Source organism: Pseudarthrobacter sp. DSP2-3-2b1 (assembly GCF_049895945.1).
In the GTDB taxonomy this organism is placed as follows: domain Bacteria; phylum Actinomycetota; class Actinomycetes; order Actinomycetales; family Micrococcaceae; genus Arthrobacter.
The window spans coordinates 117,518-142,161 of record NZ_JAFCTI010000009.1; the positions used below are offsets into that span (position 1 = coordinate 117,518).

Annotated in this window: 18 protein-coding genes; 13 read left to right on the forward strand and 5 right to left on the reverse strand. The window is 64.4% G+C overall.

The genetic code is table 11. From position 1 onward, the window contains the following. Nucleotides 1-1,378: 1,378 nt before the first annotated feature. From trxA to ACP7AX_RS12730, 5 genes are all read right to left on the reverse strand, one after another. Nucleotides 1,379-1,705 (reverse strand): thioredoxin, encoded by a 327-nt coding sequence (gene trxA, locus ACP7AX_RS12710; protein ID WP_131683518.1) that lies wholly within the window; start codon nucleotides 1,703-1,705, stop codon nucleotides 1,379-1,381. 38 nt (nucleotides 1,706-1,743) lie between these two features. Further along, nucleotides 1,744-2,700 (reverse strand): thioredoxin-disulfide reductase, encoded by a 957-nt coding sequence (trxB, locus tag ACP7AX_RS12715; protein ID WP_131683517.1) that lies wholly within the window; start codon nucleotides 2,698-2,700, stop codon nucleotides 1,744-1,746. Nucleotides 2,701-2,948: 248 nt separating this feature from the next. Continuing rightward, entirely contained in the window at nucleotides 2,949-4,565 is a 1,617-nt protein-coding gene (locus ACP7AX_RS12720; RefSeq protein ID WP_426226745.1) for an ABC transporter substrate-binding protein, read from the reverse strand. 182 nt (nucleotides 4,566-4,747) lie between these two features. Then, a complete protein-coding gene (gene murJ / locus ACP7AX_RS12725; protein ID WP_426226746.1) occupies nucleotides 4,748-6,937 on the reverse strand; it encodes a murein biosynthesis integral membrane protein MurJ in 2,190 nt (729 codons plus the stop codon). A gap of 60 nt (nucleotides 6,938-6,997) precedes the next feature. Then, nucleotides 6,998-7,498 carry an NUDIX domain-containing protein gene (locus ACP7AX_RS12730; protein WP_131683512.1) on the reverse strand — a complete coding sequence of 167 codons (501 nt, stop codon included), beginning with the start codon at nucleotides 7,496-7,498 and terminating at the stop codon, nucleotides 6,998-7,000. 207 nt (nucleotides 7,499-7,705) lie between these two features. On the opposite strand from ACP7AX_RS12730, the gene ACP7AX_RS12735 reads away from it, so the two are divergent. The 13 genes from ACP7AX_RS12735 (at nucleotide 7,706) to ACP7AX_RS12795 (ending at nucleotide 24,476) form a co-directional block, all read left to right on the forward strand. Continuing rightward, nucleotides 7,706-9,232, forward strand: a complete 1,527-nt coding sequence (locus tag ACP7AX_RS12735) for a CCA tRNA nucleotidyltransferase (protein ID WP_426226747.1) — start codon at nucleotides 7,706-7,708, stop codon at nucleotides 9,230-9,232. Further along, nucleotides 9,229-9,813: a histidine phosphatase family protein gene (locus ACP7AX_RS12740; protein WP_426226748.1), complete on the forward strand. Its 585-nt coding sequence runs from the start codon at nucleotides 9,229-9,231 to the stop codon at nucleotides 9,811-9,813. Before ACP7AX_RS12735 ends, ACP7AX_RS12740 begins: the two co-directional genes overlap by 4 nt. 553 nt (nucleotides 9,814-10,366) lie before the next feature. After that, on the forward strand, nucleotides 10,367-10,510 hold the full coding sequence (locus tag ACP7AX_RS12745; RefSeq protein WP_426226749.1) for a hypothetical protein: 144 nt from the start codon (nucleotides 10,367-10,369) through the stop codon (nucleotides 10,508-10,510). Between the two features lie 74 nt (nucleotides 10,511-10,584). Beyond that, nucleotides 10,585-12,051 (forward strand): glycosyltransferase family 87 protein, encoded by a 1,467-nt coding sequence (locus ACP7AX_RS12750; RefSeq protein ID WP_426226750.1) that lies wholly within the window; start codon nucleotides 10,585-10,587, stop codon nucleotides 12,049-12,051. After that, nucleotides 12,044-13,483: a phytoene desaturase family protein gene (locus ACP7AX_RS12755; RefSeq protein ID WP_426226751.1), complete on the forward strand. Its 1,440-nt coding sequence runs from the start codon at nucleotides 12,044-12,046 to the stop codon at nucleotides 13,481-13,483. The genes ACP7AX_RS12750 and ACP7AX_RS12755 overlap by 8 nt, the downstream gene beginning before the upstream one ends. Nucleotides 13,484-13,581: 98 nt before the next feature. Next, nucleotides 13,582-15,570 (forward strand): penicillin-binding transpeptidase domain-containing protein, encoded by a 1,989-nt coding sequence (locus ACP7AX_RS12760; RefSeq protein ID WP_426226752.1) that lies wholly within the window; start codon nucleotides 13,582-13,584, stop codon nucleotides 15,568-15,570. 44 nt (nucleotides 15,571-15,614) lie between these two features. Further along, a complete protein-coding gene (locus ACP7AX_RS12765) occupies nucleotides 15,615-17,297 on the forward strand; it encodes an ATP-binding cassette domain-containing protein (RefSeq protein WP_131683507.1) in 1,683 nt (560 codons plus the stop codon). Between the two features lie 163 nt (nucleotides 17,298-17,460). Next, on the forward strand, nucleotides 17,461-18,654 hold the full coding sequence (locus tag ACP7AX_RS12770) for an MFS transporter (protein ID WP_426226753.1): 1,194 nt from the start codon (nucleotides 17,461-17,463) through the stop codon (nucleotides 18,652-18,654). 39 nt (nucleotides 18,655-18,693) lie between these two features. Beyond that, nucleotides 18,694-20,217 (forward strand): bifunctional phosphatase PAP2/diacylglycerol kinase family protein, encoded by a 1,524-nt coding sequence (locus tag ACP7AX_RS12775; RefSeq protein ID WP_426226754.1) that lies wholly within the window; start codon nucleotides 18,694-18,696, stop codon nucleotides 20,215-20,217. Between the two features lie 129 nt (nucleotides 20,218-20,346). Beyond that, on the forward strand, nucleotides 20,347-21,291 hold the full coding sequence (locus ACP7AX_RS12780; RefSeq protein ID WP_426226755.1) for an ABC transporter ATP-binding protein: 945 nt from the start codon (nucleotides 20,347-20,349) through the stop codon (nucleotides 21,289-21,291). A gap of 3 nt (nucleotides 21,292-21,294) precedes the next feature. Continuing rightward, entirely contained in the window at nucleotides 21,295-22,197 is a 903-nt protein-coding gene (locus ACP7AX_RS12785; protein ID WP_426226756.1) for an ABC transporter permease, read from the forward strand. A gap of 70 nt (nucleotides 22,198-22,267) precedes the next feature. After that, complete coding sequence (locus tag ACP7AX_RS12790; RefSeq protein ID WP_426226816.1) at nucleotides 22,268-23,158, forward strand: 3,4-dioxygenase subunit beta; 891 nt, start codon at nucleotides 22,268-22,270, stop codon at nucleotides 23,156-23,158. A 10-nt stretch (nucleotides 23,159-23,168) separates the two neighbouring features. Beyond that, the gene (locus tag ACP7AX_RS12795; RefSeq protein WP_426226757.1) at nucleotides 23,169-24,476 is read left to right on the forward strand and encodes a M18 family aminopeptidase; all 1,308 of its coding nucleotides are present in this window, start codon (nucleotides 23,169-23,171) and stop codon (nucleotides 24,474-24,476) included. The last annotated feature ends 168 nt before the right edge of the window (nucleotides 24,477-24,644 follow it).

The window sequence follows — 24,644 nt, forward strand, 5'->3', positions numbered from 1 at the left end:
TTGGACTACTTAGCCTTGGCGTGCCGCGCTGGATCTTTACCGGACGCTGTTTCTGTGGCATCACTCTTTGTGAACTCGTGTCAGTTCACGACGCTAGATGCTTCGACTCGTTGCCGGCCGCCTCCAGCGGCCACTCACTGGCCGCTACGTCGCCTCTTCACGCCTACGCGGGTATCCCGAGGACAGGGTGAGTTGCGGGTGCGTGACATGGCCCTAGAGTTACTCTGGGGCAGAGAACGGAAATGGAAAGTGCCTGGCCTGGCGCATCGCTGGTACTCGCAATGCAAAGGAACGCCGCCTCCATACCGGAGTATCACGGTAGTGGATCCCCGCTTGTGGCACCACACCACATCCCGTGCGCCTTCCGCATTAGCTGTCTTCATTCAAGTTAAAGGCTCGTCCTTGGAGTGAGGCCTCGTTCTCAGTTCTGGCATGCCGACGCGTGGAGTTGAGGATTTGAGTTTCGCCAGGTCTACGCAGGCCGATGCCCGGGGGCCGGATATGGCCGGTTCGGTTGCAATCTGGCTATAGTGATGCTTTCCGGCGCGGACACCTGCACGGTGCGGTCACCTTGGCCGTCGATTGGTGGGTCCTTGCTTGAGTTTACAGTCTTCTTGAACCCATATCGGTCGAGGACTTGCCAAGTGGAGCTGGTTTGAGGGATCCCGAAATCTGGGTTGAGACGAATCTGGTATCTTTCCTGAGAATGTAGAGTCCCTCTTTTTTACCGCTGCCCGCCGAGATGCGGACCGGCCAATCGCCTTGCGATGTTTCACGTGAAACAGCCCGATATTCAATGGCTGTTCAGCGGTGCGGCACTATTGAGCTCAGCTTCCAAGGTGGAAGTTGCCTTGAGGCGGACACGTCTTGCGGTATCTGTTGCGGGGACAATCTGAACAGTGCTCAACACACTTTCACCAGAGCTGAGCTGGTCTGCGGGCTTGCTGCACCGGCCGACGGGTCCGCTAAATCCCCCATCGGGCCGCAACTCCTTGCCCCGATTTAGGGACAACTGGGTTTTCTTGGACCACAGCGCACTGTCCACGGCCGAAGCGTCAGAAGCCTGTTCAATGTTTCACGTGAAACATGCCCATGCGCTCGAAGTAGAACGACTGGCAGGAACGGTGGGTGAAATATCGAGTGTCGCGTAGGAACTGACCTCTATGCTCTGGGACGGCTGATGCAGTCCAGCTAGTCCGCCGGAAGGCACGTAGATGCCCGCCCCTAGTACTGACAGCGTGTAGCCACCAGTTTGAAACCAAAATGGGGCGTAATTAGTCCAAAACTTGGTCTCAAACGAATGGCCACCGCTTCAGTGAAGCGGTGGCCACAGGACCTCGTTCGTTATCTGTCACGCCGTCTCGGCGTGAGCTCGTTGCTAGGACAGGACGTCAGCGAATTCCTTCTCAAAGAACTGCTTGGGCTTGGCACCGATAACGGTGTTCTTCACCTGGCCGTCCTGGAAGAGGTAGACCGCAGGAATGGAGGTGATGCCGTACTCGGCAGCGATGGCGGGGTTGTCGTCGACGTTTACCTTGACCACATCCACCTTGTCGCTGTATTCGACAGAGATCTCGTCCAGGATCGGGCCAAGCTTGCGGCAGGGGCCACACCACTCAGCCCAGAAATCCACAATAACCGGCTTGTCAGCGGACAGTACGTCCGTGCCGAAGCTTGCATCTGTTACGTCTTTAGCGTTGCTCATAACATTGTCTCTCTCTCTTCGAATGGACGGTAAGTGTTTTACGCGTGAAGCTCGGCGAGGTAGTGTTCCACATCAATTGCAGCAACACACCCCGAGCCTGAAGCTGTGATGGCTTGGCGGTAAGTCGGGTCAACAACGTCGCCTGCAGCAAACACGCCGGCGACACTGGTCCTGGAGCTACGGCCTTCGACGGCAATAGTGCCGGCCTCGGTGATTTCCAGGGATTCTTTGACCAGGTCCGTTCGGGGGTCGTTGCCAATGGCTACGAAGACGCCCGTCACCGCAAGATCGGAAATTGCGCCATCCTGAAGGTTTTTGATCTTAAGGCCGGTGACCTTGTTCTCCCCGATGATGTCATCAACGGTGCTGTTCCAGATGAAGGAAATCTTCTCGTGGGCGAGGGCGCGGTCGGCCATGATCTTTGAGGCCTTCAGCGAATCCCGGCGGTGAACTACCGTGACTGACTTTGCGAACTTAGTGAGGAACAGCGCTTCCTCCATGGCAGAGTCTCCCCCGCCAATAACCGCAATGTCCTGGTCCTTGAAAAAGAAACCATCGCAGGTTGCACACCAGCTAACACCGTGCCCGGAGAGGCGCTTCTCGTTGGGCAGGCCGAGCTCGCGGTATGCGGATCCGGTGGAGAGGATGATCGCCCGTGCCTTGAAGGTCTCACCGGTTGCAATGGTGACCGTCTTTACGGCGCCGTCCAGCTCCAAGGACGTGACATCCTCGAACTGGATTTCGGTCCCGAACCGGGCAGCCTGCTTTTCGAAGTTCTCCATGAGGTCCGGCCCCATGATGCCCTCGGGAAACCCCGGGTAGTTTTCGACGTCGGTGGTGTTCATCAGTTCGCCGCCGGCCGTGACGGAGCCTGCCAGCAACAGCGGCTTCAGGTTGGCGCGCGCCGTGTAAACGGCAGCCGTGTACCCAGCCGGGCCCGAGCCGACGATGATGACATCACGTACTTCGGACGCGGTGTTTTCTGCGTTGGTCACTGAACGGTGAACCTCTTCCTTAATCGATGCGCCGGCTATCGGGGCCGGCCACATGGCACAACTGAATCCAGGTGGTGAATATTCCGGGCGCCGCGCGAGCGGAGAACCCCGAGCGGCCATCACAGAGCCAGCTCGGCAGGACGCCCTCCCAGATTACCGTCTGGAAACAGTTGGGCCGCGCCTGTTACTGCGGGAGCAGCCCTCCACACAGAACAACCGCGGCCCAACAGCACCAACGTGCGTTCTTCCTACTGAATCTTGATTTCGGCCAGACGAATACCGAAGCCATACCGGGTTTTCGGGGCGGCCAGCCTCGGGAGCGTCTTGATGGACACAATCACGTACTGCGCCTGCACAGGCTCGGCCAGCGGCATGGTCAGGTCCGTTGAGGTAAAGCTGTTGGTCCCCACCAGCTTGGCCCCGTCCAGTGAGGGCCGATCGTTGGTGAAGACGCTGAGGTTGCCGCCGGAAGCACCGAGCTGGGTCAGCGTGATGGAAGAGACAGGGGCAGGACTCTTCAGTTTGACGACGAGCGGCACACCGTCCGCCGCAAGGCCACCCCAGCCCTCAGTGGCAAACTCCATGTCGGACCAGTAGCTGGCAGCGTTGCCGTCATACGCCTTGACCAGGTCAACGTCATAGTTGGCTGCGAATTCGAAGTTGCCCTGCCGCGTGACGCTGTCGATTGCTGGTGGAACTACAGGGGCAACAGAGCTCGGATTCGGGCTTGGAGCTGCCGTGCCGGACGCACTGCCGCCGTCCGGAGCGGGAGTCGGGTTGGCTACCGGATCTGGCCTGAACAGGCCGCCCAAGCCCGTCAATGCGAAGACGAGACCGGCAACCAACAGCACCGCCAGCAGGCCGCCCACCAGCCAGCGCATGGACCTGGGTTCACGCTCAGGTTCGTCGTCGTCGTCATAGAAATCGTCGGTTGGGCCGGCCGGCGGGACGGCTGCCGCAGGAGCCGTCTTCCGGGCCAGCGAGGGGAAAGCACCCGCTGCCCGTCCGGGCCGGGCGGAGCGCTCCGAGCTGACGGCTTCTTCATAGTCAGCTTCCGGGTTCTCATATGAGTAGTCGTCTTCAGACCAAAGCGAGACCTTGGGGGACTCGCCGCCCGTTCCCCGGCCTTGACCAGCCTCGGAGGTGGCGCCGGATCCGGATTCTTGGCGGTCTGTGCGTTGGACGGGTTGGGGTGACGTAGCCTGCTGCCGCCCAGCCGCACCTGCAGCAACTCCAGCTGCAGCAACACCGGCTGCAGCACCTGCCGCCGCGGCGCCTACACCCGGGCGTGCGCCTGCGCCCCGCCCCGACCCTCCAGTGGGGGCCGATGGTGGACGGACGGGCTGACGTGGCGGAACCACGGGCCGTGCGGCCTGCGGGGCAGCCGGTGAGGCGGCCCGGTAAGGATCAACCTGGCTGGCGTGGTTATCCGCGTAGTTGATGTAGCCGGCGTCGACGTTTTCTTCGTCGTCGTACGGCTCCGGTTCGTTTGAACGTGCCTGGCCGAAGATTTCACTGCCCAAGGTGTCCGTGAAGAATGGCTCAACGTAGGGCGGGTTGGCGGCAACCACCAGGTCCAGCAGGTCTGCCGCTGATGTGTGGTTGGTGATCAGGTAGGTGGCGGCCTCAGTGACACCGAGGTCAAGGACCTGGACATTTCCGGGGCGCTCACCGGTTGCCACCTCGCGGGCGCTCTGCGCCACCTGCTCGGTGTTTTCCGGGCCGGCAACCAGAATGCTGACCGGACGGTTGAGAACCTGATCCACCCCGTCCAGCACCAGATCATGGTCGTGTGAGGTCAATACAGTGGCTGTGACCTTGTAGCGGCCGCCGAGTACTGATCCAACGTCGATCGGGTGGGACACGTGTTCCTCCTAGGCTGTCCGGGTATTGCGGCGGAGATGCGGCCAGTGCCTGCTGGAAACCTGTCAAAAAACCAGCCAGCGAGCGGCCTGACACCTGCCTGCAAATACCCCTGTTCACAGTCGATCCTAGCCGATTGGCCCTGACCGCCGCGGGCGACAGGCGACCAGAAACACGGCGGGAATCACTTTTTTCGGGGCCGCCGCGGCTTGAAGTGGGGGTTCTCCCCGGCCTTGCCCTGGAAGGTGCGGCGGCCTGGCAGGGGAATCTCGTCGCGCAGCAGTCCGCCCCTGGCAGTGCCCGGAACGTCCTCCGCCGGAAGATAACCCTCGGCAGGGCCAGTTCCCGGTCCGGCAATGGGGCCGTCATTGTCGCCCACCCGCTCTGGCGCCGTGGAAGGCGGGGTGGGTTCCGGCACCGGTCCGGCACGGAACGATGCTGAATCGAATTCGCCTGAAATTCTCGGCATCATCCCGGTGTCCACTGAAACAGTGGCTCGTTCCGCCGTCGCCTGCTGCGCCGACTCACCTGAAGACGGCGGCGACGACGACGGCGCTCCCCCGGACGGCTCCGAGGGTCCGGATCCGCCGCGGCCAAGCCGCGCGAGCAAGGGGCGGAGCAGGTCACGGAGTTCCGCTACATGGAAGACCTTGAGCAGGAAAACGTAGGCAACCAGCATGATGGGCCCGACGACCACCACCGTTATGAGTGCGGTCAACCTGTCGTGCCAAGCGAAGCCGTCCGGGCTGTAACTTCCCAGCAGCCACAGGGCACCGGCGCCTGCGACGGCGGAGCCGAGGGCCGCATAACCCATCCGGATGTAGGAGTTGGCGATCCGCGGTCCATCGAGGTGGCCCAGGAGGCGGCGCAGGAAATAGGCGCTGATGACCACCGAGAGGATGTTGCCCGCCATGTAAAGAATGGCGATCGCATAAATGATCTGGCCGACCGGCAGGAACTGGATCGCAAAGGCACCGGCGACGTAGACAAAGGCCAGAAGAAGCTGGACGTAGAACGGCGTGCGGGCATCCTCGTTGGCGTAGAACACCCGGGACATCATGAAGTTGGCGCTCATAAACGGTGTGCTCAAGGCGAGAATGGTGAGCGTCTGGGCCAGCATCACGCCGTCCTGCTTATCGCCGCCTGAAAAGAACATGCCCAGCGGCCCGGCCAGTGCAAACAGTGCGAGGGCACCAAACACCGTGGCCACGGCCATGGTGCGGAGCCCGTGCGAAAGGGCATCGCGCAGGGCATCCCGGTCGCCGTCCTGGGATGCTCTGGTCATCCGGTTAAAGAGGACGGTGGCAAGCGAGAGCGCAATGATGGAATGCGGCAACAGGTAAAGCTGGCTGGCGACTTCAAGGACTGCGTTGCCGGGGAGCATTTCTGCGGCAGGGTCCCCAGCAGCCTGCAGCCTGAGGCGCTCGGCACCGGGAATCGTGGCGATGCGCATGACATACAGGAAAGCCAATTGCCCGACGGCGGCGGTCAGGAGGGTCCAGACGCTCAGCTTCGCTGCCTGGCCAAGTCCCACTCCCCGCCAGCCAAACCGCGGCCGGAGGCCAAGCTTGAGACGGAAGACCGGGATGAGGAGGATGGCCGTCTGGGCCACAACGCCGATGGTGGAGAAGCCGGCCACGAACAAGGTCTGTGACGGTCCCCAGTTGTCCAGGGTGTGCGGATTGACCTCGTTGGCGCCGTAGATCCAGATGAACATACCGAGGCCACCGATAGCCACGAGGTTGTTCAGGATGGGTGCCCACATTGCCGGGCCGAAGGCTCCGTTGGCGTTGAGTACCTGCGTGAGCAGTGCGTAGAGGCCGTAGAAGAAAATCTGCGGCAGGCACCAAAACGCGAAAGCAATCGCCAGTGATTTCTGCTGCGGCGAGTATCCCTGGGTGGTCAGGTCGATGACCAGGGGCGCCGCCAGCGTGACCAGGGCGGTGAGGCCCAGGAGCAGGAGGACGGCAAGGGTGAGGAGGCGGCTGATGTAGTCCGCTCCCCTGTCCGGCGCCTTGCTGGCCTTGATGATCTGCGGGACCAGGACGGCGTTGAACACGCCGCCGGCCACGAGCAGGAAGATCAGGTTGGGCAGGTTGTTGGCATTAATGAACGTGTCATTGACCGTGGAGCTCAGCCCGAGGGCGGCACCCAGCATCCACGTCTTGCCGAAGCCGAGGAAGCGCGAGACCAGGGTCCCCGCCGCCATGATGGCGCTGGAGCGGGTTTCGCTGGGGCCCGTGGGAACTGCAGGACCGCCGTCAGGCTCGCCCACGGGTCCGGTTGCAGGGCCGGCAGGAACCGTCGGATCGGCGGCCGCCCCGGTTTGCCCGGCGCGGCCTGCTTTATCGGAGGGGAAATTGGAAGCTGACATCGAGTTCATCGTCTCACCCGGACGCTGTTTGTTCCGCAACGGACAGGCGGCCTGAAGGCCTCAGAGGTGTTCGGGCAGGACGTCCCGGGCCAGGTCAGCGATGCGGCGTTCATTGGGAAAAGAAAGTTTGCGTGCCAGTTCGCGGATGGGAACCCATGCCACGTCCACGGCTTCCTGATCAGGATCGTTCTCGATGGTGAGTTCGCCGCCGGTGGCGCGCAGCAAATAGTGGTGAACGGTCTTATGGACGCGGTGCCCGCTCACGGTGAACCAGTAGTCAATGCTGCCCAGCGGAGCCAGGATGTCGCCCTCGATGCCTGTTTCCTCGGCTATCTCCCGGACCGCGGCCTGCTCGTTGTCTTCCTTGCCCTCCGGGTGGCCCTTCGGCAGGCACCACTCCAGCCGTCCGCCCCTGTTAAGGCGGGCAATGATCGCAACCCTGAGTTCGGCGTCGGACGTGTCCACCACAACGCCCCCGGCGGAAATTTCCTCAACGGTGGGGAGCGATGCCGGTGCCGAGTGCACGGCAGGCGCGACGTGGGCACCAATTGCCGATGGCAAAGGTGCGTTTGTCCTCCTGCCGGGAGCGCTCGGTACGGGATGGGCCATGGAGTCCACTCTAACGACTCTTGCCCGTTCATGATGACCGGAACATGACTTCGAGATGGACGGCGTATGACGCAGTTTCCGGGCCTGTGAGCGAATACGCGCGATCTTGACCGGATTTTGGCCTGCCAAGCCGCTGGTTTCTGCCAAGCTTAAGTAACTATGGCGCACGCACATCACAAGACTGATTCCCACACCGTCGAATTCCAGGTAGACCCGGTGGTCCTGGAGCTCGGGCAGCGCTTCGTCGACGCCGGCCACGAGCTGTCGCTGGTGGGCGGTCCGGTGCGGGACCTCTTCCTGGGCCGGACGTCGCCGGACCTGGATTTCACCACCGACGCCACGCCGGACCAGACTGTGGCCCTGATCAAGAAGTGGGCCGATAACTATTGGGAAATCGGCCGTGCCTTCGGAACCATCGGCATGCGCAAGGCAGGCTTCCAGATTGAGATCACCACCTACCGGGCTGAGGCGTATGACCCGGAATCGCGCAAGCCGGTGGTGGCCTTCGGATCCTCGCTGACCGATGACCTGCTGCGCCGGGACTTCACCATTAACGCCATGGCTTTGAAGCTCCCCTCGCTGGAACTGGTTGATCCGTTCGGCGGTGTCCGGGACCTCCATGCCACAGTGCTCGCCACGCCAGGCTCCCCTGAAGCCTCTTTCTCCGATGATCCGCTCCGCATGATGCGCGCCGCCCGTTTTGCCTCGCAGCTGGGCATTTCCGTGCACGACGACGTCCGGCTGGCCATGACGCAGATGGCGGAACGGATCACCATCATCTCGGCGGAGCGCGTGCGCGATGAACTGGTCAAGCTCATCTGTGGCGCCCACCCCCGCGTGGGCGTCGACCTGCTGGTGGAAACCGGACTGGCCGAATTTGTGCTGCCCGAAGTCTCCGCCCTGCGGCTGGAATCTGACGAGCACCACCGCCACAAGGATGTTTACCAGCACTCCCTCCAGGTGCTGGAGCAGGCCGCTGCACTGGAGACTGACGCCGACGGCGCCGTGCCTGGCCCCGATTTTGTGCTGCGGTTCGCAGCGTTAATGCACGACGTCGGCAAGCCGGCTACGCGCCGTTTCGAACCGGGCGGCGCGGTCAGCTTCCGCCACCACGACATGGTGGGGTCAAAATTGACCGCGAAGCGGATGAAGACGCTGCGTTTCGATAACGACACCATCAAAGCTGTGGCCCGCCTGGTTGAACTCCACATGCGGTTCTACGGTTACGGGGAGGCCGGCTGGAGCGACTCCGCGGTCAGGCGCTACGTCACGGATGCCGGCCCCCTGTTGGAACGGCTGCACCGCCTGACCCGTTCGGACGTCACCACCCGGAACCAGCGCAAAGCCGAACGCCTCGCGTTCGCGTACGACGACCTGGAAGCCAGGATTGCTACGCTCCGGGAGCAGGAATCGCTGGACGCTGTGCGCCCCGACCTGGACGGCGCCCGAATCATGGCCATCCTGAACCTTAAGCCGGGACCCGTGGTTGGCCGTGCCTATAAGTACCTGCTGGAGGAACGGATGGAGCACGGCCCCCTGCAGCCCGAAGATGCCGAGGCGCGGCTCCTGGCGTGGTGGGCCGAACAGCCCGAATCAACCCCTCTTACCGAACCCGTACCCCCGTCAGCGGAGACCGCAACGTCTCCTACCGGCGTCGAACTTTCCCCGAAGAAGGAGTCCACATGAGCGTCCCGATGTTTGCGCCACGTCCCCAGCTCTGGATCATGCGCCACGGTGAGACGGAGTGGTCCAAAAGCGGGCAGTACACGGGACTCACGGACCTGCCCCTGACCGTGGAGGGTGAGCAGCAGGCGGTGGAGGCCCGGAAGGTGCTGGACGGGGTCGATTTCGACCTCGTGCTGACCTCCCCCTTGCGGCGGGCCAGGCGGACCGCGGAACTGGCGGGGTTCCCTGACGCACAGCACGAACCGCTGTCCGTTGAATGGAACTACGGCGATTACGAGGGCATCAGCTCGGATCTCATCCGCAAGGACAACCCTGACTACCTGATCTGGACGCATGGGGTGCCCAACGGCGAAACCCTGGACGAGGTGGCCGCCCGCGCGGACAAGATCGTGGCCCGCGTCCTGGAATCGGGGCTGGATAACGTCCTTATCGTGGCCCACGGGCACTTCTCCCGGATCCTGACTGCGCGGTGGCTCGAACTGCCGCCCGCAGAAGGCCGCCACTTCATCCTGGGCACGGCAAAAGTCTGCACCTTGGGATGGGACAAAAGGACGCCCGCCATTGTCCGTTGGGGACTATAAAAGCCATTCATAAACTTCCTTGAAAAAGTTTCCAATTTAAGTGGCGCATAGCCGCATTCATAGGGTAATTTTATTCCTGACCCCAGAGCGATCCGCCGGGGTCACGGTGCGCGTTGCCAGGCCAGTCTGCTGGCGCAACGGCTGAGCAGAAAAGGAGGTTGGGAAAATGATTACTTTGACTAGCGGATGGAAGATGACCATCACCGCCAACCCGGCCTCTGCTTTTGCGCGCCATTTTAACGGAGTTCCTGCCTCTTAGCACCAGTATGTGATCCCGCCCGGTGGCGGCATCACTGGAGCACGGCACATCTCCCGGCACCTTGTCGGTGTGCAGCGGCGCAATGCGCAGCGGCCCATGCGGTGACGCAGCAACCCCATAGTTCGGAACCTGCTTCCTGATGGGCGCTGCACGACGCTATTTCCGTAGCCCAGTTCGTATTTGCAACCACACATAAACGCCGGGCATTTCTTTGCCCAAATTCAGCCGGCTTTTACCTGAACTTCGTCGGCCTTATTTGTCATGCCCATTTACAGAAGAAAGGATGTGATTGCCATGATCAAGAGAATAAAAAGCGTGCTGGTTCGGTTGCGCGTTCCTGTCCGGGCTCAGCGCCGCCAATTCAACGCCCGCCTGTTGGACCAACGACGCGAGGACGTTTTTGTCCTGATGCACCAGCAAAGGGCCGGCCTGAACTGAAGCCCCGGAAACCGCCGGTGCCCTGATCACTTTTTGACGGTCTCTCAGGGCACCACCCCGGTAAGCTCTGACTCATGCAGGAGACCAAGCCGCCGCGACACCACAGGCGCGCCCGCCTGGTGGTGCCGAGCCGCAGTGACCTGCTGCTGAGGAACTTCACAGAGCTGATCGGCGGACCGATGGGTACCCGGTCGGCGCCGGGCATCGTCTCCCCCGGCGTGTTTACCGTGGAGCGCGTGCTGATCATCCTGACGGTGCTGGCAGCGCTGGCAGGCATCGCCATCAAGGGCTACTGCCGGGCCAAAGGCTGGGAGACGCCCGGTCAGTTCTATTCCACCTGTTACTCGGATTTTCCGGAGTACTTCCGGAACCGCGGACTGGGCGAGGGGACGTTCCCGTTCTTGAGCCAGGGAAGCGTTTTTGACGATCCTGTCCTCGTTGGACTCCTGGCCGGGGCGACCGCCTGGCTGATCCCCGGTGCTGGTGTTAACGACGCCCGGATCCTTGGTTACTTCGACACGAACGCAACCCTGATCGCAGCCGTCTGGATTGTCACGGTGCTGGCCACTGCGCGGATGTCGCGGCGGCGGCCCTGGGACGCCGCAATGGTGGCTCTGGCTCCCGGCATCGTTCTGGCCGGGACCATCAATTGGGACATGTGGGCCGCGGGTTTCCTGGCCCTGGGGATGTTGTGCTTCGCACGCGGCAGGCTGGTCCTGGCGGGCATCCTGATTGGCCTTGCCGCGGCTACAAAGCTGTACGCCGTCCTGATCCTGGTTGCCATCCTGTTGCTGGCGCTGCGTACCGGGCGCATCCGGCCCTTCCTGGTGACGGCAGCGGCAGCGGCAGGCGCATGGCTGGCGGTCAACGCGCCCATTGCCCTCGCCAACCCGTCCAGCTGGGGTCATTCCTTCACTTTCCCGGAGACCAGGGAGGCGGGCTACGGTTCGCTGTGGTACGCCTACAACCTGGTGGCCCGGCGGCTCCGCTGGCTGGTTCTGGACGCCGCGGTGATCAACTGGCTGGCGGTCTCGCTCTTCGTCCTCGCCTGTGTCCTCATAGCGCTGGTGGCCCTCACCGCACAACGGCGGCCGCGGCTGGCCCAGCTGGCATTCCTGCTCGTGGCGGCATTCATCCTGGCCAACAAGGTCTACTCACCTCAGTTTGTGCTCTGGCTGATCCCGCTTGTGGCGCTTGCGCGGCCGCGGTGGCGGGACTTCCTCGTCTGGCAAGGGGTCGAGGCCTTTCATTGGGTTGCGATCTGGATGTACCTTGGCCAAGTGACCAGCCAGGGGACCTCGCAGCACAACATCGACATGCCGTATTACGTCTTAGCGGTTGCAGCTCATATGCTCGCTACGGCATATCTGATGCTTAGGGTGGTTTGGGACATCTATGACCCCAATTACGATCCCATCCGCCGCCATGACGTCGATGACCCGCAGGGCGGCCCGTACGAGGGCCTGCCCGATTGGCTGCGCTTGAACCCCCGGCACCCCTCCCGGGCGGCCCTCCCCTGGCGGGAGAAACGGCATGCCTGACGTCGCCGTCGTAGGTGCCGGCCCCAACGGCCTTGCCGCCGCCGCCGTAATGGCCCGGGCCGGACTGTCCGTCGAGATCTTTGAAGCCGCAGCAACCATCGGAGGCGGGACCCGCACCTCCGAGCTGATGCAGCCAGGGCACCTCCATGATGTCTGCTCGGCAGTCCACCCCATGGCTCTGGCCTCACCCTTCTTCCGCGCCTTCGAACTGGCACGCAGGATTGAGCTCGCGGTTCCGGAGCTCGCCTTCGGATCACCGCTCGACGGCGGCCGGGCTGCCCTGGGTTACCACTCCCTGGAACGGACCGTCGAAGGCCTGGGCAGGGACGGTGCTGCCTACCGCCGCCTTCTTGGCCCGCTGGTGAGCCGGATCGACGGCGTCATGGACTTCACCCAGCACCAGCTGCTCCGGATCCCCCGGGACCCCCTTGCTGCGGCGCTTTTCGGGATGCGGACCCTGGAACAGGGATCTCCATTGTGGAACGCCCGCTTCAGGGAGCCGCTGGCACCGGCCCTGCTCAGCGGCGTGGCTGCCCATGCCGTCTCGCACTTGCCTTCCTTGGCGGCAGCGGGCGCAGGCCTGATGCTCACGGCACTGGCACATGGCCAGGGCTGGCCCATTCCGCTGGGCGGCTCGGCTGCCATTGCCGGGACACTGGCAAAAGACATCCGCGCCCACGGCGGCGTTATCCACACAGGTGAGCCGATCGACAGCCTGCAGCAGGTGCGAGGTGCCAGGGCAACGTTGCTTGATGTCGCCCCGCAGGGATTGCTGAACATCGCAGGCGACAAACTCCCCGGCAAGTACCGGAGGTCCCTGGAGTCATTCCGTTACGGCAACGGTTCCTGCAAGGTGGACTACATCCTGTCCGGTCCGGTCCCCTGGGCAGCCAAAGAGCTCGCCGACGCCGGAACGGTTCATGTGGGTGGCACCAGGGCGGAAGTGGCCCGGGCGGAGAACGAAGTGTCGGCAGGAAAACACCCCGAGCGGCCCTACGTGCTGGTAGCCCAGCCATCCCGCTTTGACGGCAGCCGTGCCCCGGCCGGGCGCCATACCCTCTGGACCTACTGCCACGTCCCGGCAGGCTCGGACAGGGATATGGGCGAAGCCGTGACAGCCCAGCTGGAGCGCTTCGCCCCGGGCTTCCGCGACGTGGTGGTGCAGACGCATGTCACCACGGCTGCCGGACTGGCCAGCTACAACCGGAATTATGTCGGCGGAGACTTCAGCGCGGGAATCATGGACATGCGCGGACTTCTCCAGCGGCCCGTCGTATCCCGCGTTCCGTGGCGCACGCCACTGCCCGGCGTGTATCTGTGTTCGTCATCCACGCCACCAGGCCCTGGTGTGACGGGCATGCCGGGCTTCTTCGCCGCCAAGTATGCGTTGAAAGACATGTTTGGGCGGGGCGTTCCGGCGCTGGGGCTATAAGCCGCCTCCGCCGGACCGCCGGGGGCCCGACCGTTGGGTCCGGGGCCTTTCCCAAGCCGGGTCAGCAAGCGCATTTAAAAAGGGGGCATAATAGCGCCGTGGGGAACTCAAAGAAACTTTCACTTGCCATAGCTGGATTCATCCTCGGCGCCTCCCTGGTCGCCTGCGACGACGGCAGAGGCGGTGCCGAAAGCGCTGCGAAGCAGTTTGCGGCAGCTGTGTCCGCGCTCGACGTCGGAGCAGTGGCCTTCGATGGCAAGGACTCTGCGGTGGCCAGGCAGCAGGTCCAGGATGTGTTCAAAGCGTTGGAGCCGGACCGGCCAACCGTGGATGCCGGTGAGCTCACTTTGGACGGCGATACAGCCACTGTTCCGCTGAACTACACCTGGAAGATTGCCTCTAAAGAGTGGAAGTACACGGTCTCCGCCAAATTCACCAAATCCGACGACAAGTGGCTGACGGTGTGGAACCCGGCCTCCCTGGTGCCGGGTCTCAACGACAACGAAATCCTCAGCAAGGGCAGCCAATCACCACAGCGGGCCGACATTCTGGGCGCCGGCGACGCGAAGCTGGTCACCTACCGCCCCGTGGTCAACGTGGGGATCGATAAGCCGCAGCTGGGTTCGTCAGATCCGGAAGCGTCGGCCACCCAGCTGGCCGAGCTGGTGGGCGTTGACCCCGCAGCCTACACCCAGCAAGTGGCAGCCTCCGGGGACGAAGCCTTTGTCATAGCCATCACCCTCCGTGAAGAAGGCCGCACCATCACGGACCAGCAGATCCAGGCCATCCCCGGCGCCCGTGCCATCCCGGCAACGCAGCCCCTGGCGGCCAGCCGGACGTTCGCCCGGGCGGTCCTTGGCACCGTGGGTGAGGCCAATGCCGAGCAGATCGAAGCATCAGCCGGAGCCCTCACCGCCGGCGACGTGACCGGAATCGGCGGACTGCAGCAGCAATACGATGCGCAGCTCCGCGGCACGGACGCAGTAGTGATCCGCGCGCAGCGGGCCGATCTGACCTCTGAGCAGATCCGGGCGGCGGGAACCGATCCCCGCCGCGTGGTGTTCGAGGTTGCTCCCACACCGGGGACTCCACTCAAAACCACGCTGGACCCGAATCTGCAGGCGCTGGCCGAGAGCACGCTTGCCGGCGTGGGCCCGGCATCGGCCATCGTGGCCCTTCGACCCTCCACCGGTGCCGTTCTGGCGGCAGCCTCCGGCCCCGGAAGCAACGGCTACAACACAGCGATGCTCGGCCAATACGCGCCCGGATCAACTTTCAAAATGGTGGACTCGCTTGCGATGCTCCGCAACGGCCTAACCCCCGATTCGAAGGTGGAGTGTGCGCCCACGCTTACCGTGGACGGCCGGACATTTAAGAACGCAGAAGGTTATCCGGAGGCTTCACTGGGGTCCGTTACCCTCCGCGACGCCTTCGCTCATTCATGTAACACGGCCTTTATCGCCGCCCGCGATTCCGTGTCGCAGGCACAGCTTGAGGCGGCAGCCATGGCCATGGGCGTCGCCGTGGAGGCACCGTCGCTAGGTGCCGCGGCCTTCCTCGGCTCGGTGCCGGGGGAAGCTGCGGGCACTGAACACGCGGCCTCGATGATCGGCCAGGGCAAGGTGTTGGTATCACCCCTCGCCGCGGCCATCATGGCCGGATCCGTGGCCAAGGGCTCCCCCGTCTCACCGCAGCTTGTCCTGAATCCCGAGGCCGGCGGCGCCGCGGGAGGGACGCCCGGAGAGCCGACGGCGGATGCCGCGTCGCCGTCGTCGAGCGTTACCCCCGAAGCCCCGGCCCAGGCGTCCGGCCAACCGATCACCGCCGCCGAGGCGGCTGCACTGTCCGACATGATGCGGGCGGTTGTGACGTCCGGTCACGCCGGATTCCTGTCCAGCGTTCCCGGGGCGCCCGTTGGTGCAAAGACCGGAACGGCGGAATTCGGCAACGAGAACCCGCCGAAGACACACGCGTGGATTGTGGCCGTCCACGGTGATCTCGCGGTCGCAGTGTTCGTGGAGGACGGTGGGCTTGGAGCCACCACCTCGGGGCCCTTGCTCAAGCAGTTCCTGACCGCAGCCGGCTGACCGCCGGGAAAGCACCGGCAGCCGGGCGTGGGAAGATTGTTGGCGTGGCCCACATAGACATTTCCGGCATTGACTACTTCCTTTCCGATGGCACCCAGCTGCTCAACGGCGTGACGTTCAAGGTCCCTGACGGCACCAAAACGGCGCTGATCGGCCCCAACGGCACCGGGAAGACCACGCTGTTCCGGATCATCGCCGGTGATCTGGTCCCTGATGAAGGCGTGATCGGGCGTTCCGGGAACATGGGCATTATGCGCCAATTCGTGGGCCAGGTCCGGGATGAGTCAACGGTCCGGGACCTGCTGGTCTCCGCGGCCCCGCCGGCTCTGGCCGCGGCGGCCCGTGAGGTGGATGAGGCCGAGCTCGCCATGGTGGAGCACGACGACGAACCCTCCCAGATGCGCTACGCCCAGGCCATCGTGGACTGGGGAGATGCCGGCGGGTATGACGTGGAGACCGTCTGGGACGAGGTCTGCATGGCGGCGCTGGGACTCCCGTTCGACCGCGCTCAGCACCGCCCGGCGTCGAGCCTTTCCGGCGGCGAGCAGAAGCGGCTGGTCCTCGAAGCCCTTTTTGCCGGCCCCGACGAACTCCTGCTCCTGGACGAACCGGACAACTACCTCGACGTCCCCGGCAAGCGCTGGCTCGAGGACAAGCTCAACGAGTCCAAAAAGACCGTGTTTTTCATCAGCCACGACCGCGAACTGCTGAACAATGCCGCGGGGCGCATCGTCACCCTGGAACCCGGAATCAACGGCGCCGGCGCCTGGGTGCACGGCGGCGGCTTCGGCTCCTACGTGGACGCCCGCGCGGACCGCAACGCCCGCTTCGAGGAGTTACGCAAGCGCTGGGACGAGGAGCACATCAAGCTCAAGGAACTCGTCAACATGTACAAGAACAAGGCGGCCTTCCGCTCCGACATGGCAAACCGCTACCACGCGGCCCAGACCCGGCTGGCAAAGTTCCTGGAAGTCGGTCCGCCCGAGGCGCTTCCCATCGAGCAAAACGTGAAGATGCGGCTCAAGGGTGGCCGGACCGCCAAACGCGCCATCGTGGCAGAGAAACTTGAGCTGACAGGACTGATGGATCCGTTCTCCACCGAGGTGTGGTTCGGCGACCGCGTGGGGGTGCTGGGGTCCAACGGTTCCGGTAAGAGCCACTTCCTGCGCCTGCTCGCCACCGGCGGCACGGACCCGGAGAAGGAGCACGTCCCCGTATCCGACGTCGAGATCGCCGAGGTGCCGCACGAAGGCACCGTGAAACTCGGCGCCCGCATCCGGCCCGGGTTCTTTGCGCAGACCCACGTCCGCCCCGACCTCCTCGGCAAGACCCTGCTGGAGATTCTGCACCGCGGCGACGAGCACCGGTCCGGGCTGGGCCGCGAGGCCGCGGCCGGCGCCCTGGACGGTTATGGCCTGGCAGGCCAGTCCGAGCAGAAGTACGAGTCTCTCTCCGGCGGGCAGCAGGCCAGGTTCCAGATCCTGCTGCTGCAGCTTTCGGGTGCCACGCTGCTGCTGCTCGACGAGCCGACCGACAACCTGGACCTGCACTCCGCCGAGGCCCTGGAAAAGGCCATCGACCACTTTGAGGGCACGGTCCTGGCGGTCACCCACGACCGGTGGTTCGCCCGGACCTTCGACCGCTTCCTGGTCTTCGGCTCCGACGGCCGCGTCTACGAATCCGCCGAACCCGTCTGGGACGAAAAGCGCGTGCAGCGCGCCCGCTAACCCGACGCTCTGGCACTTCCTGCACGTTTTGGGCCGACGCTCTTGCACCGGCTGCAAGAGCGTTGGTGGTTTTGCTGCAGGAAGTGAGAGAGCGTTGGATAGGAATGATCTTGACAGTGTTATTTGACGGTTTGAAAAAGCTCCCGGTGGAAGTAGTCAAAGCATGAGCATCAACACCAGCACCACGGCCGGGCCCTCCCTCCGGGCAGCGGCCGCCGCCACATTTGTGGTCTTCGGAGTCAACGGCTTCGTTTTTGCCAGTTGGGCGGCACGTATCCCTGCCGTCACCGAAACCCTGGACCTGACTTCCGGCCAGATGGGCACGCTGCTGCTGTGCACGGCCATCGGCTCGCTGCTGGCGCTTCCGACGGCGGGACTGGTGGTGGGAAGGATCGGAACGGCCAATGCGGTACGCGCCGCCGGAGTGCTGGCAGCCCTGGCGGGCGTTGGAATTGCACTCTCGCTGTCCGCGGAATCAGTGGTGGGCACTGCCATTGCCCTGTTCTTCTTCGGCATCGGCATCGGCCTGTGGGATGTTTCGCAGAATATCGAGGGTGCCGACGTGGAGCACAAACTGCGGCGGACCATCATGCCCCAGTTCCATGCCGCCTTCAGCGGCGGGGCCTTTGTGGGGGCGCTGATTGGTGCCGGGCTGTCCAGCATCGGTGTGGGGCTTCCGCTGCACCTGCTGGTCATCGCCGGCGCGGTGGTCATCGTGGCGCTGATCGCTCCCCGGTACTTCCTCCCCCACCTCCCGGCGGTGGCCCCTGCCAACGGAGAACCCAGGGCTCCCAAGGGATCCGCCTGGCGCGACAGCAGGACCCTGCTGATCGGCGTGGTGGTTCTCGGCGCCACCCTGACCGAGGGCGCCGGAAACGACTGGATCGCCAAGGCAACTGTTGACGGTCTGGGAACATCAGAGTCCACCGGCGCGCTGATGTTCGCCCTGTTTGTCCTGGCCATGACGGCCATGAGGTTCGTCGGCGGCAGGGTCATTGATAAGTACGGACGCGTTGCTGTGCTCCGCGCCAGCATGGCGGCAGCAGCCGCCGGCCTCGGCTTGTTTGTGCTGGCCGGGAACGTGTGGCTCGCAGCGGTCGGAGCAGCCTTGTGGGGGATCGGCGCAGCACTTGCCTTCCCGATGGGGATGTCCGCAGCCGCCGATGATCCGAAGCATGCCGCCGCCAGGGTGTCGGTTGTATCCACTTTGGGTTATGTTTCATTCCTTGCCGGGCCGCCGTTGCTCGGCTACCTGGGTGACCTCACGGGAATCCATCTGGCGTTGCTCGCCATCATGGCGCCGATCCTTCTGGCACTTCTGCTGGCCGGGGCTGCGAAGCCGCTCGCCACCAAGTAGCTCATCAAGGTCCACCCGCCTGCGCAGTAGGGTGGGGAGATGCACAGAGTATGGCGCAAGGGACCGGGCCAGATCAGCCGCTTTGACCGGTATCTGGTCCGCAGGGTGTCGTCCTTCCCGGGCGGTGACCACGATACGTTCTTCCGCCGCCTGTCCGCCTCCGCCAACCACGGCAAATTGTGGATGGGAGCCGCTGCCGTGATGGCTGCCTTTCCAGGTAAGCCGCGCCGGGCCGCGCTGCACGGGCTGATCGCCCAGGCCGTTGCGTCTGCGGTCACCAACCTCGGGTTCAAGACCCTGCTCCCGCGTACCCGTCCCCTGCCGGAGCACCTGCCGGTGTTCCGCTTTGTCCACCCCCAGCCCACCAGTTCTTCAATGCCGTCCGGGCACTCAGCGTCAGCGGTGGCCTTCGCGGTGGGCGCGGGGATCATCCAGCCGGGCTTGGGGGCGTCGCTGGCCCCGTTGGCTGCCGGCGTCGCCTATTCCCGCGTACATACCGGAGCCCACTGGCCGTCGGACGTTATCTTCGGTTCAGCCATCGGTGCGGGGGCGGCGTTGATCACCCGGAAGTGGTGGCCGGTCCGTCCGCCGTTTCCAGCCACCACCCGTAGCTGGACGGACGCGCCCGGACTCCCGGACGGCGCGGGTCTGGGCATCGTGGTGAACACCCTGGGCGGGGCCTTTACGGAGCAGACCGCCTCCGCGCTCCAAGACGTATTCCCAAGGGCGCATATAGAAACGGTAAAGCCTGATGAGTCGCTTGAAGAGGCCATCTCGGCAATCGTCGACCGCCCCGGAACGGCCGCCTTGGGCGTGTGGGGCGGTGACGGAACCGTCGGCACGGCAGCAGCTGCCGCCGTCGAGCGTTCCCTACCCTTGCTGGTCCTGCCCGGCGGAACGCTGAACCACTTTGCCCGGGACGCCGGAACAGGGAGCCTCCAGGAAGCAGTTACCGCGGCCACCCGGGGAGAAGCGGCACTGGCGGACGTTGGCATTGTGACAGTGGAACGTGGGTTGGCGGGCAACCCGGAGACGGCCGAGCACCTGATGCTGAACACCGCCAGCATCGGCCTGTACCCCAACCTCGTGCGGCGGCGGGAACAACTGCAGCCTGCCCTCGGCAAACCGCTGGCAGGTGTCGTGGCCATGTTCCGTACCTTCGCTGCGGGGACACCCACCACATTGACTGTGGACGGCGTCAGGCACAAGGTGTGGATTGCCTACGTTGGGCGCGGCCGCTACTTTCCGCGCGACCACGCACCGCTGCTCAGGCCTGTCCTGGACGACTCGGTCCTCGATATCCGGATGATCACCGCGGACGAGCGCCTGGCCCGCCTTCGCCTGCTGTGGTCGGTGCTGACCGGAACGGTGGCAACGTCCAGAATCACACACCTGCGTGAGGCTGAGGAGGTCCGGATTGAGGCAAACGGGTCCCCGATGGTCCTGGCGGTCGACGGTGAGGCGGTGGCAGGGGTGCGCAGCGTGCGGATCCGGGTCCACCGGCAGGCCCTGACCTACTATTCGCCCCGGCCGGAAACCGGCTCTGATCATTTCGTTAGATAAACCCTGATTCGACCCTGATTCATCCCTGATTCGCACGAAATCTGCGGAGGTCATGGGTAGCGTGGACAGTGATAACCAATCTTTCAGCCATCCCGCAGCCGCCCGGCTGCCATTCGAAGGAACATGTCCATGATTGAGGCAAAAGGCCTGACAAAGGTTTTCGGCGAGAAGACCGCCGTCGCCGGAGTCAATTTCACGGTCGAGGCCGGCCGGGTCACCGGCTTCCTCGGCCCCAACGGCGCTGGCAAATCAACCACCATGCGCATGATCATGGGACTGGACCGGCCGACGTCGGGCACGGTCAGCGTCAACGGCTCACCGTTCACCCGCCACGCAGCCCCCCTCCGCGACGTCGGTGCGCTGCTCGACGCCAAGGCCGTCCACACCAGCCGCACGGCGTTCAACCACCTCCTGGCCATGGCCGCGACACACAGCATTCCGAAGAAGCGCGTGCACGAAGTCATTGAGATGACAGGGCTCACCGAGGTGGCCAAGAAGAAGGTGGGCGGCTTCTCGCTCGGTATGGGGCAGCGGCTGGGGATTGCCGCGGCGCTGCTCGGCGATCCGCAGACCGTCATCCTGGACGAGCCCGTCAACGGCCTGGACCCGGAGGGTGTTGTCTGGGTCCGCAACCTGGTCAAGTACCTGGCCTCCGAGGGGCGCACGGTATTCCTCTCCAGCCACCTGATGAGCGAAATGGCGCTCACCGCAGACCACCTGATTGTGATTGGCCGCGGCCGGATTATCGCCGACGCGCCGATCAAGGACATCATCAACGGCACGGGCCGGATCCGCACCAGGGTCCGCACGGACCAGCCGAAACAGCTGACGCAGCTGCTCGCCGGCGAGGGTGTTTCCGTGGAGCTCAAGGACTACGAACTGCTCGAGGTATCCGGCCTGGATCCCCGCCAGATCGCCCGGACCGCGCTTGATAACCACACCATGATCTACGAACTCACCCCGCTGCAGGCCAGCCTTGAGGAAGCTTATATGGAGCTGACCAAGGATGAGGTCGAATACCACTCGCTGATCACCACGGGCGCTGACGCTCCCGTCCAGTCCGGAGGCAACTAAGCCATGAGCTCAACCACCCTCGAACCCAACCCCTCCCGCCGCGGAGCGCACGCCGGAACCGCACTGGCAGGCAAACTGCCGGGTGACGGCACCAGCGCAGGCCCGGGCCCGGCGTTCCACCGTGTGCTCAACTCGGAATTCATCAAGTTCCGCACCCTGCTTTCCACGCTCATCCTCCTTGCCTGCACGGTCCTGGTGGTGGTGGGCTTCGGTGCCCTCTCCGCATGGGGAACCGGCCAGTTCGCCGAGCAGGCCTTGAACGACCCCGAGGCTGCCGCCGCCTTTGCGGCCCAGGGCGGGGACCTCGCCGTCGGTGTGCCCACCTCCGGCATTGCCTTCGCGCAGCTGATACTGGGCTCCCTCGGCGTGCTGCTGATGAGCTCGGAGTTCTCCACCGGGATGGCACGTTCCACGTTCGCCGCCGTGCCGAAGCGGACGCCGGCTTTCGTGGCAAAGCTGCTGGTAGTGATGGTCACGGCCTTTGTTGTCACCGCGGTGTCCGTGTACGTGGCGGGTCTCGTGTCTGTGCCGATCCTGGACAACTACGACCTCAAACTTGACCTTGCCAGCTCGCAGTCGGTGAAGATGCTGCTGATCAACAGTGCCTACGTGGCCGCTGTTGCAGCCATTGGCATGGCTCTCGGCACGTTGCTCCGGAATTCCGCGGGCGGCATCATGACCCTGGTGGGCCTGTTCTTCGTGGCTCCGATCGCGTTCCAGCTGATTCCGGGCGACTTCTTCGTGCAGACCCGCAAGTACCTGCCTGGCAACACGGTTGAACCCATGACCGCCGTGCAGCACGTACCCGACACGCTCGAGGCGTGGCAGGCTGCCCTGGTCCTCGGCGCCTGGGTGGTCATCCCGGTGGTACTCGCCGCCGTCGTGCTCAAGAAGCGCGACGTCTAGGAACCATCCCACAGGTTCCGCACAGGAACCGCCTATGCAGGGGATAGGCAAGGCGGGTTTGATGGGGAACATGACCAATCATGTTCCCCATCCCAACCACGATCGCGGCCTCGAATTTGATCTCTCAACCATGATGAGCCGCCGTTCGCTCGGCATGTTCTTCGGTGCCGGCGGCGCAGTTGCGGCCCTGGCGGCCTGCACACCCGGCGGGTCAGGCAGCACAGCCAGCACGACGACGTCGGCCGCCAGCGAAAGTGCCGCCGCAACCGGCACGTCGAGTGCGACGGCGACGCCCTCCGCATCTCCCACGCTCACCCGGGCAATCGCAGAATGCGGTGTGGAGATTCCCGCCGAAACAGCGGGCCCGTACCCGGGCGACGGCTCCAACGGCCCCAACGTGCTGACGGCATCCGGAGTGGTGCGCCAGGACATCACCGCCAGCTTCGGGACAGGCAGCGCCCAAGCCGAAGGTGTGCCGCTGACCTTGACCCTAACCCTGCTGGACAACGCCAACGGGTGCGTTCCCCTGGCCGGCGCCGCGGTATATGCCTGGCACTGCGACAGGGATGGCCGGTATTCCCTCTACGATTCCGGCCTGACCGGCGAGAACTACCTCCGCGGCGTCCAGGAGGCCGACGCGAACGGGCAGGTCACCTTCAAGTCCGTCTTCCCGTGCGCCTACTCGGGCCGCTGGCCGCACATCCACTTCGAGGTCTTCGAATCGATGAGCAACGCCACGGCCGCCGGGCAGGTGCTCGCCGTATCGCAGATCGCCCTGACCCAGGCCGCCTGCGACGACGTCTACGCCACCGCCGGCTACGAGACCAGCGTCACCAACATGAAGCGGACCCCGCTGCAGTCGGACAACGTATTCGGCGACGACGGCGGGATTTACCAGTTGGCCACGATGACCGGCTCCGCCGCCACCGGGTACACGGCTGGGCTCAACGTGACCATCTAGACTCGGAACCATGCCTTCACCTTCCGCCGCAGACCACATCCAGGACCTTGGCGCGTATGTCAGCGCGTCGCCGTCGAGCTTTCATGCCGTACACGAGGCAGCGCGGCGGCTGGAAGCGGCCGGATTCACGGGGCTGGATGAGCTGGAGCCGTGGGAGGGCGGGCCGGGACGGTTCTACATAGTCCGCGACGGCGCCCTGATCGCCTGGGTGGTTCCGGAGGGTGCTGGTCCGACCACCGGGTTCAACATCCTGGGCGCGCACACTGACTCGCCGTCCTTCAAACTCAAGCCAAAGCCCACCACCGGTGCCTTCGGGTGGCTGCAGGCCGGCGTCGAGGTGTACGGCGGTCCACTGCTGAACTCGTGGCTGGACCGGGAGCTGCAGCTGGCCGGCCGGCTGGTCATGCTGGACGGAACGCAGCATCTGACCGCAACGGGTCCCCTGCTCCGCTTCCCTCAACTGGCCATCCACCTGGACCGTAACGTGAATGACGGCCTCACGCTGGACAAGCAGCGGCACATGAACCCGGTGTGGGGATTGGGCAACCCCGCCGATTCCGACCTGCTGTCCGTGCTGGCTTCGCACGTCCCTGGCGCTTCCGTTGATCCGGCCCTGATTGGCGGGTACGACGTCGTCATTGCGGACACGCAGGCGCCCGCGGTTTTCGGGGCCAACGGTGAGTTCTTCGCCTCCGGGCGCTTGGATAACCTTTCAGCTACACATGCGGGGCTGACGGCGTTGATCGCCGCTTCTGCTTCCTCCGTTTCGGGCGGGGCCGGTGCGCCCATCGCCGTGCTGGCGGCGTTCGACCACGAGGAAATCGGCTCCAACTCCCGTTCCGGAGCCTGCGGCCCCATTCTCGAAGACGTGCTGGTCCGCATCTCCGACGGCCTTGGCGCAACGGTGAGCGAACGGCGGCAGGCGCTGGCGGCGTCGTTCTGTGTTTCTGCGGACGCCGGCCACGCGGTCCACCCCAACTACGCCGAACGGCACGATCCCGCCAACCACCCGGTCCTCAACGGCGGCCCGCTGCTCAAAATCAACGCCAACCAGCGGTATGCCACAGACGCTACCGGGGCGGCGTTCTGGGCACGGCTCTGCTCTGAGGCCAAGGTGCCGTACCAAGAATTCGTATCCAACAACGGGGTTCCCTGCGGGTCCACCATCGGGCCGCTGACGGCCACCCGGCTGGGGATCCGGACCGTTGATGTGGGCGTGCCGCTGCTTTCAATGCACTCGGCGCGCGAACTTTGCGGCGTGGAGGATCCGGCGTTTCTTGCTGCGGCTGCTGAGCTGTTTTTCCGCAGCGGGGTTTAAGCGCTTTCACCTTCCTGCGCCCGTCACCACAAAGTTGGTGCGGATACCCGCAGAGTGACTCTTCTGGCCTAGCAGCCTTTCTCCGCCGCGCCTACGGTTGAACACAACGGATGCCCTTGGGGTATGCGGTCCACGGTTCCGGGCTGCATGCGTGGGGAGGCCGACGCC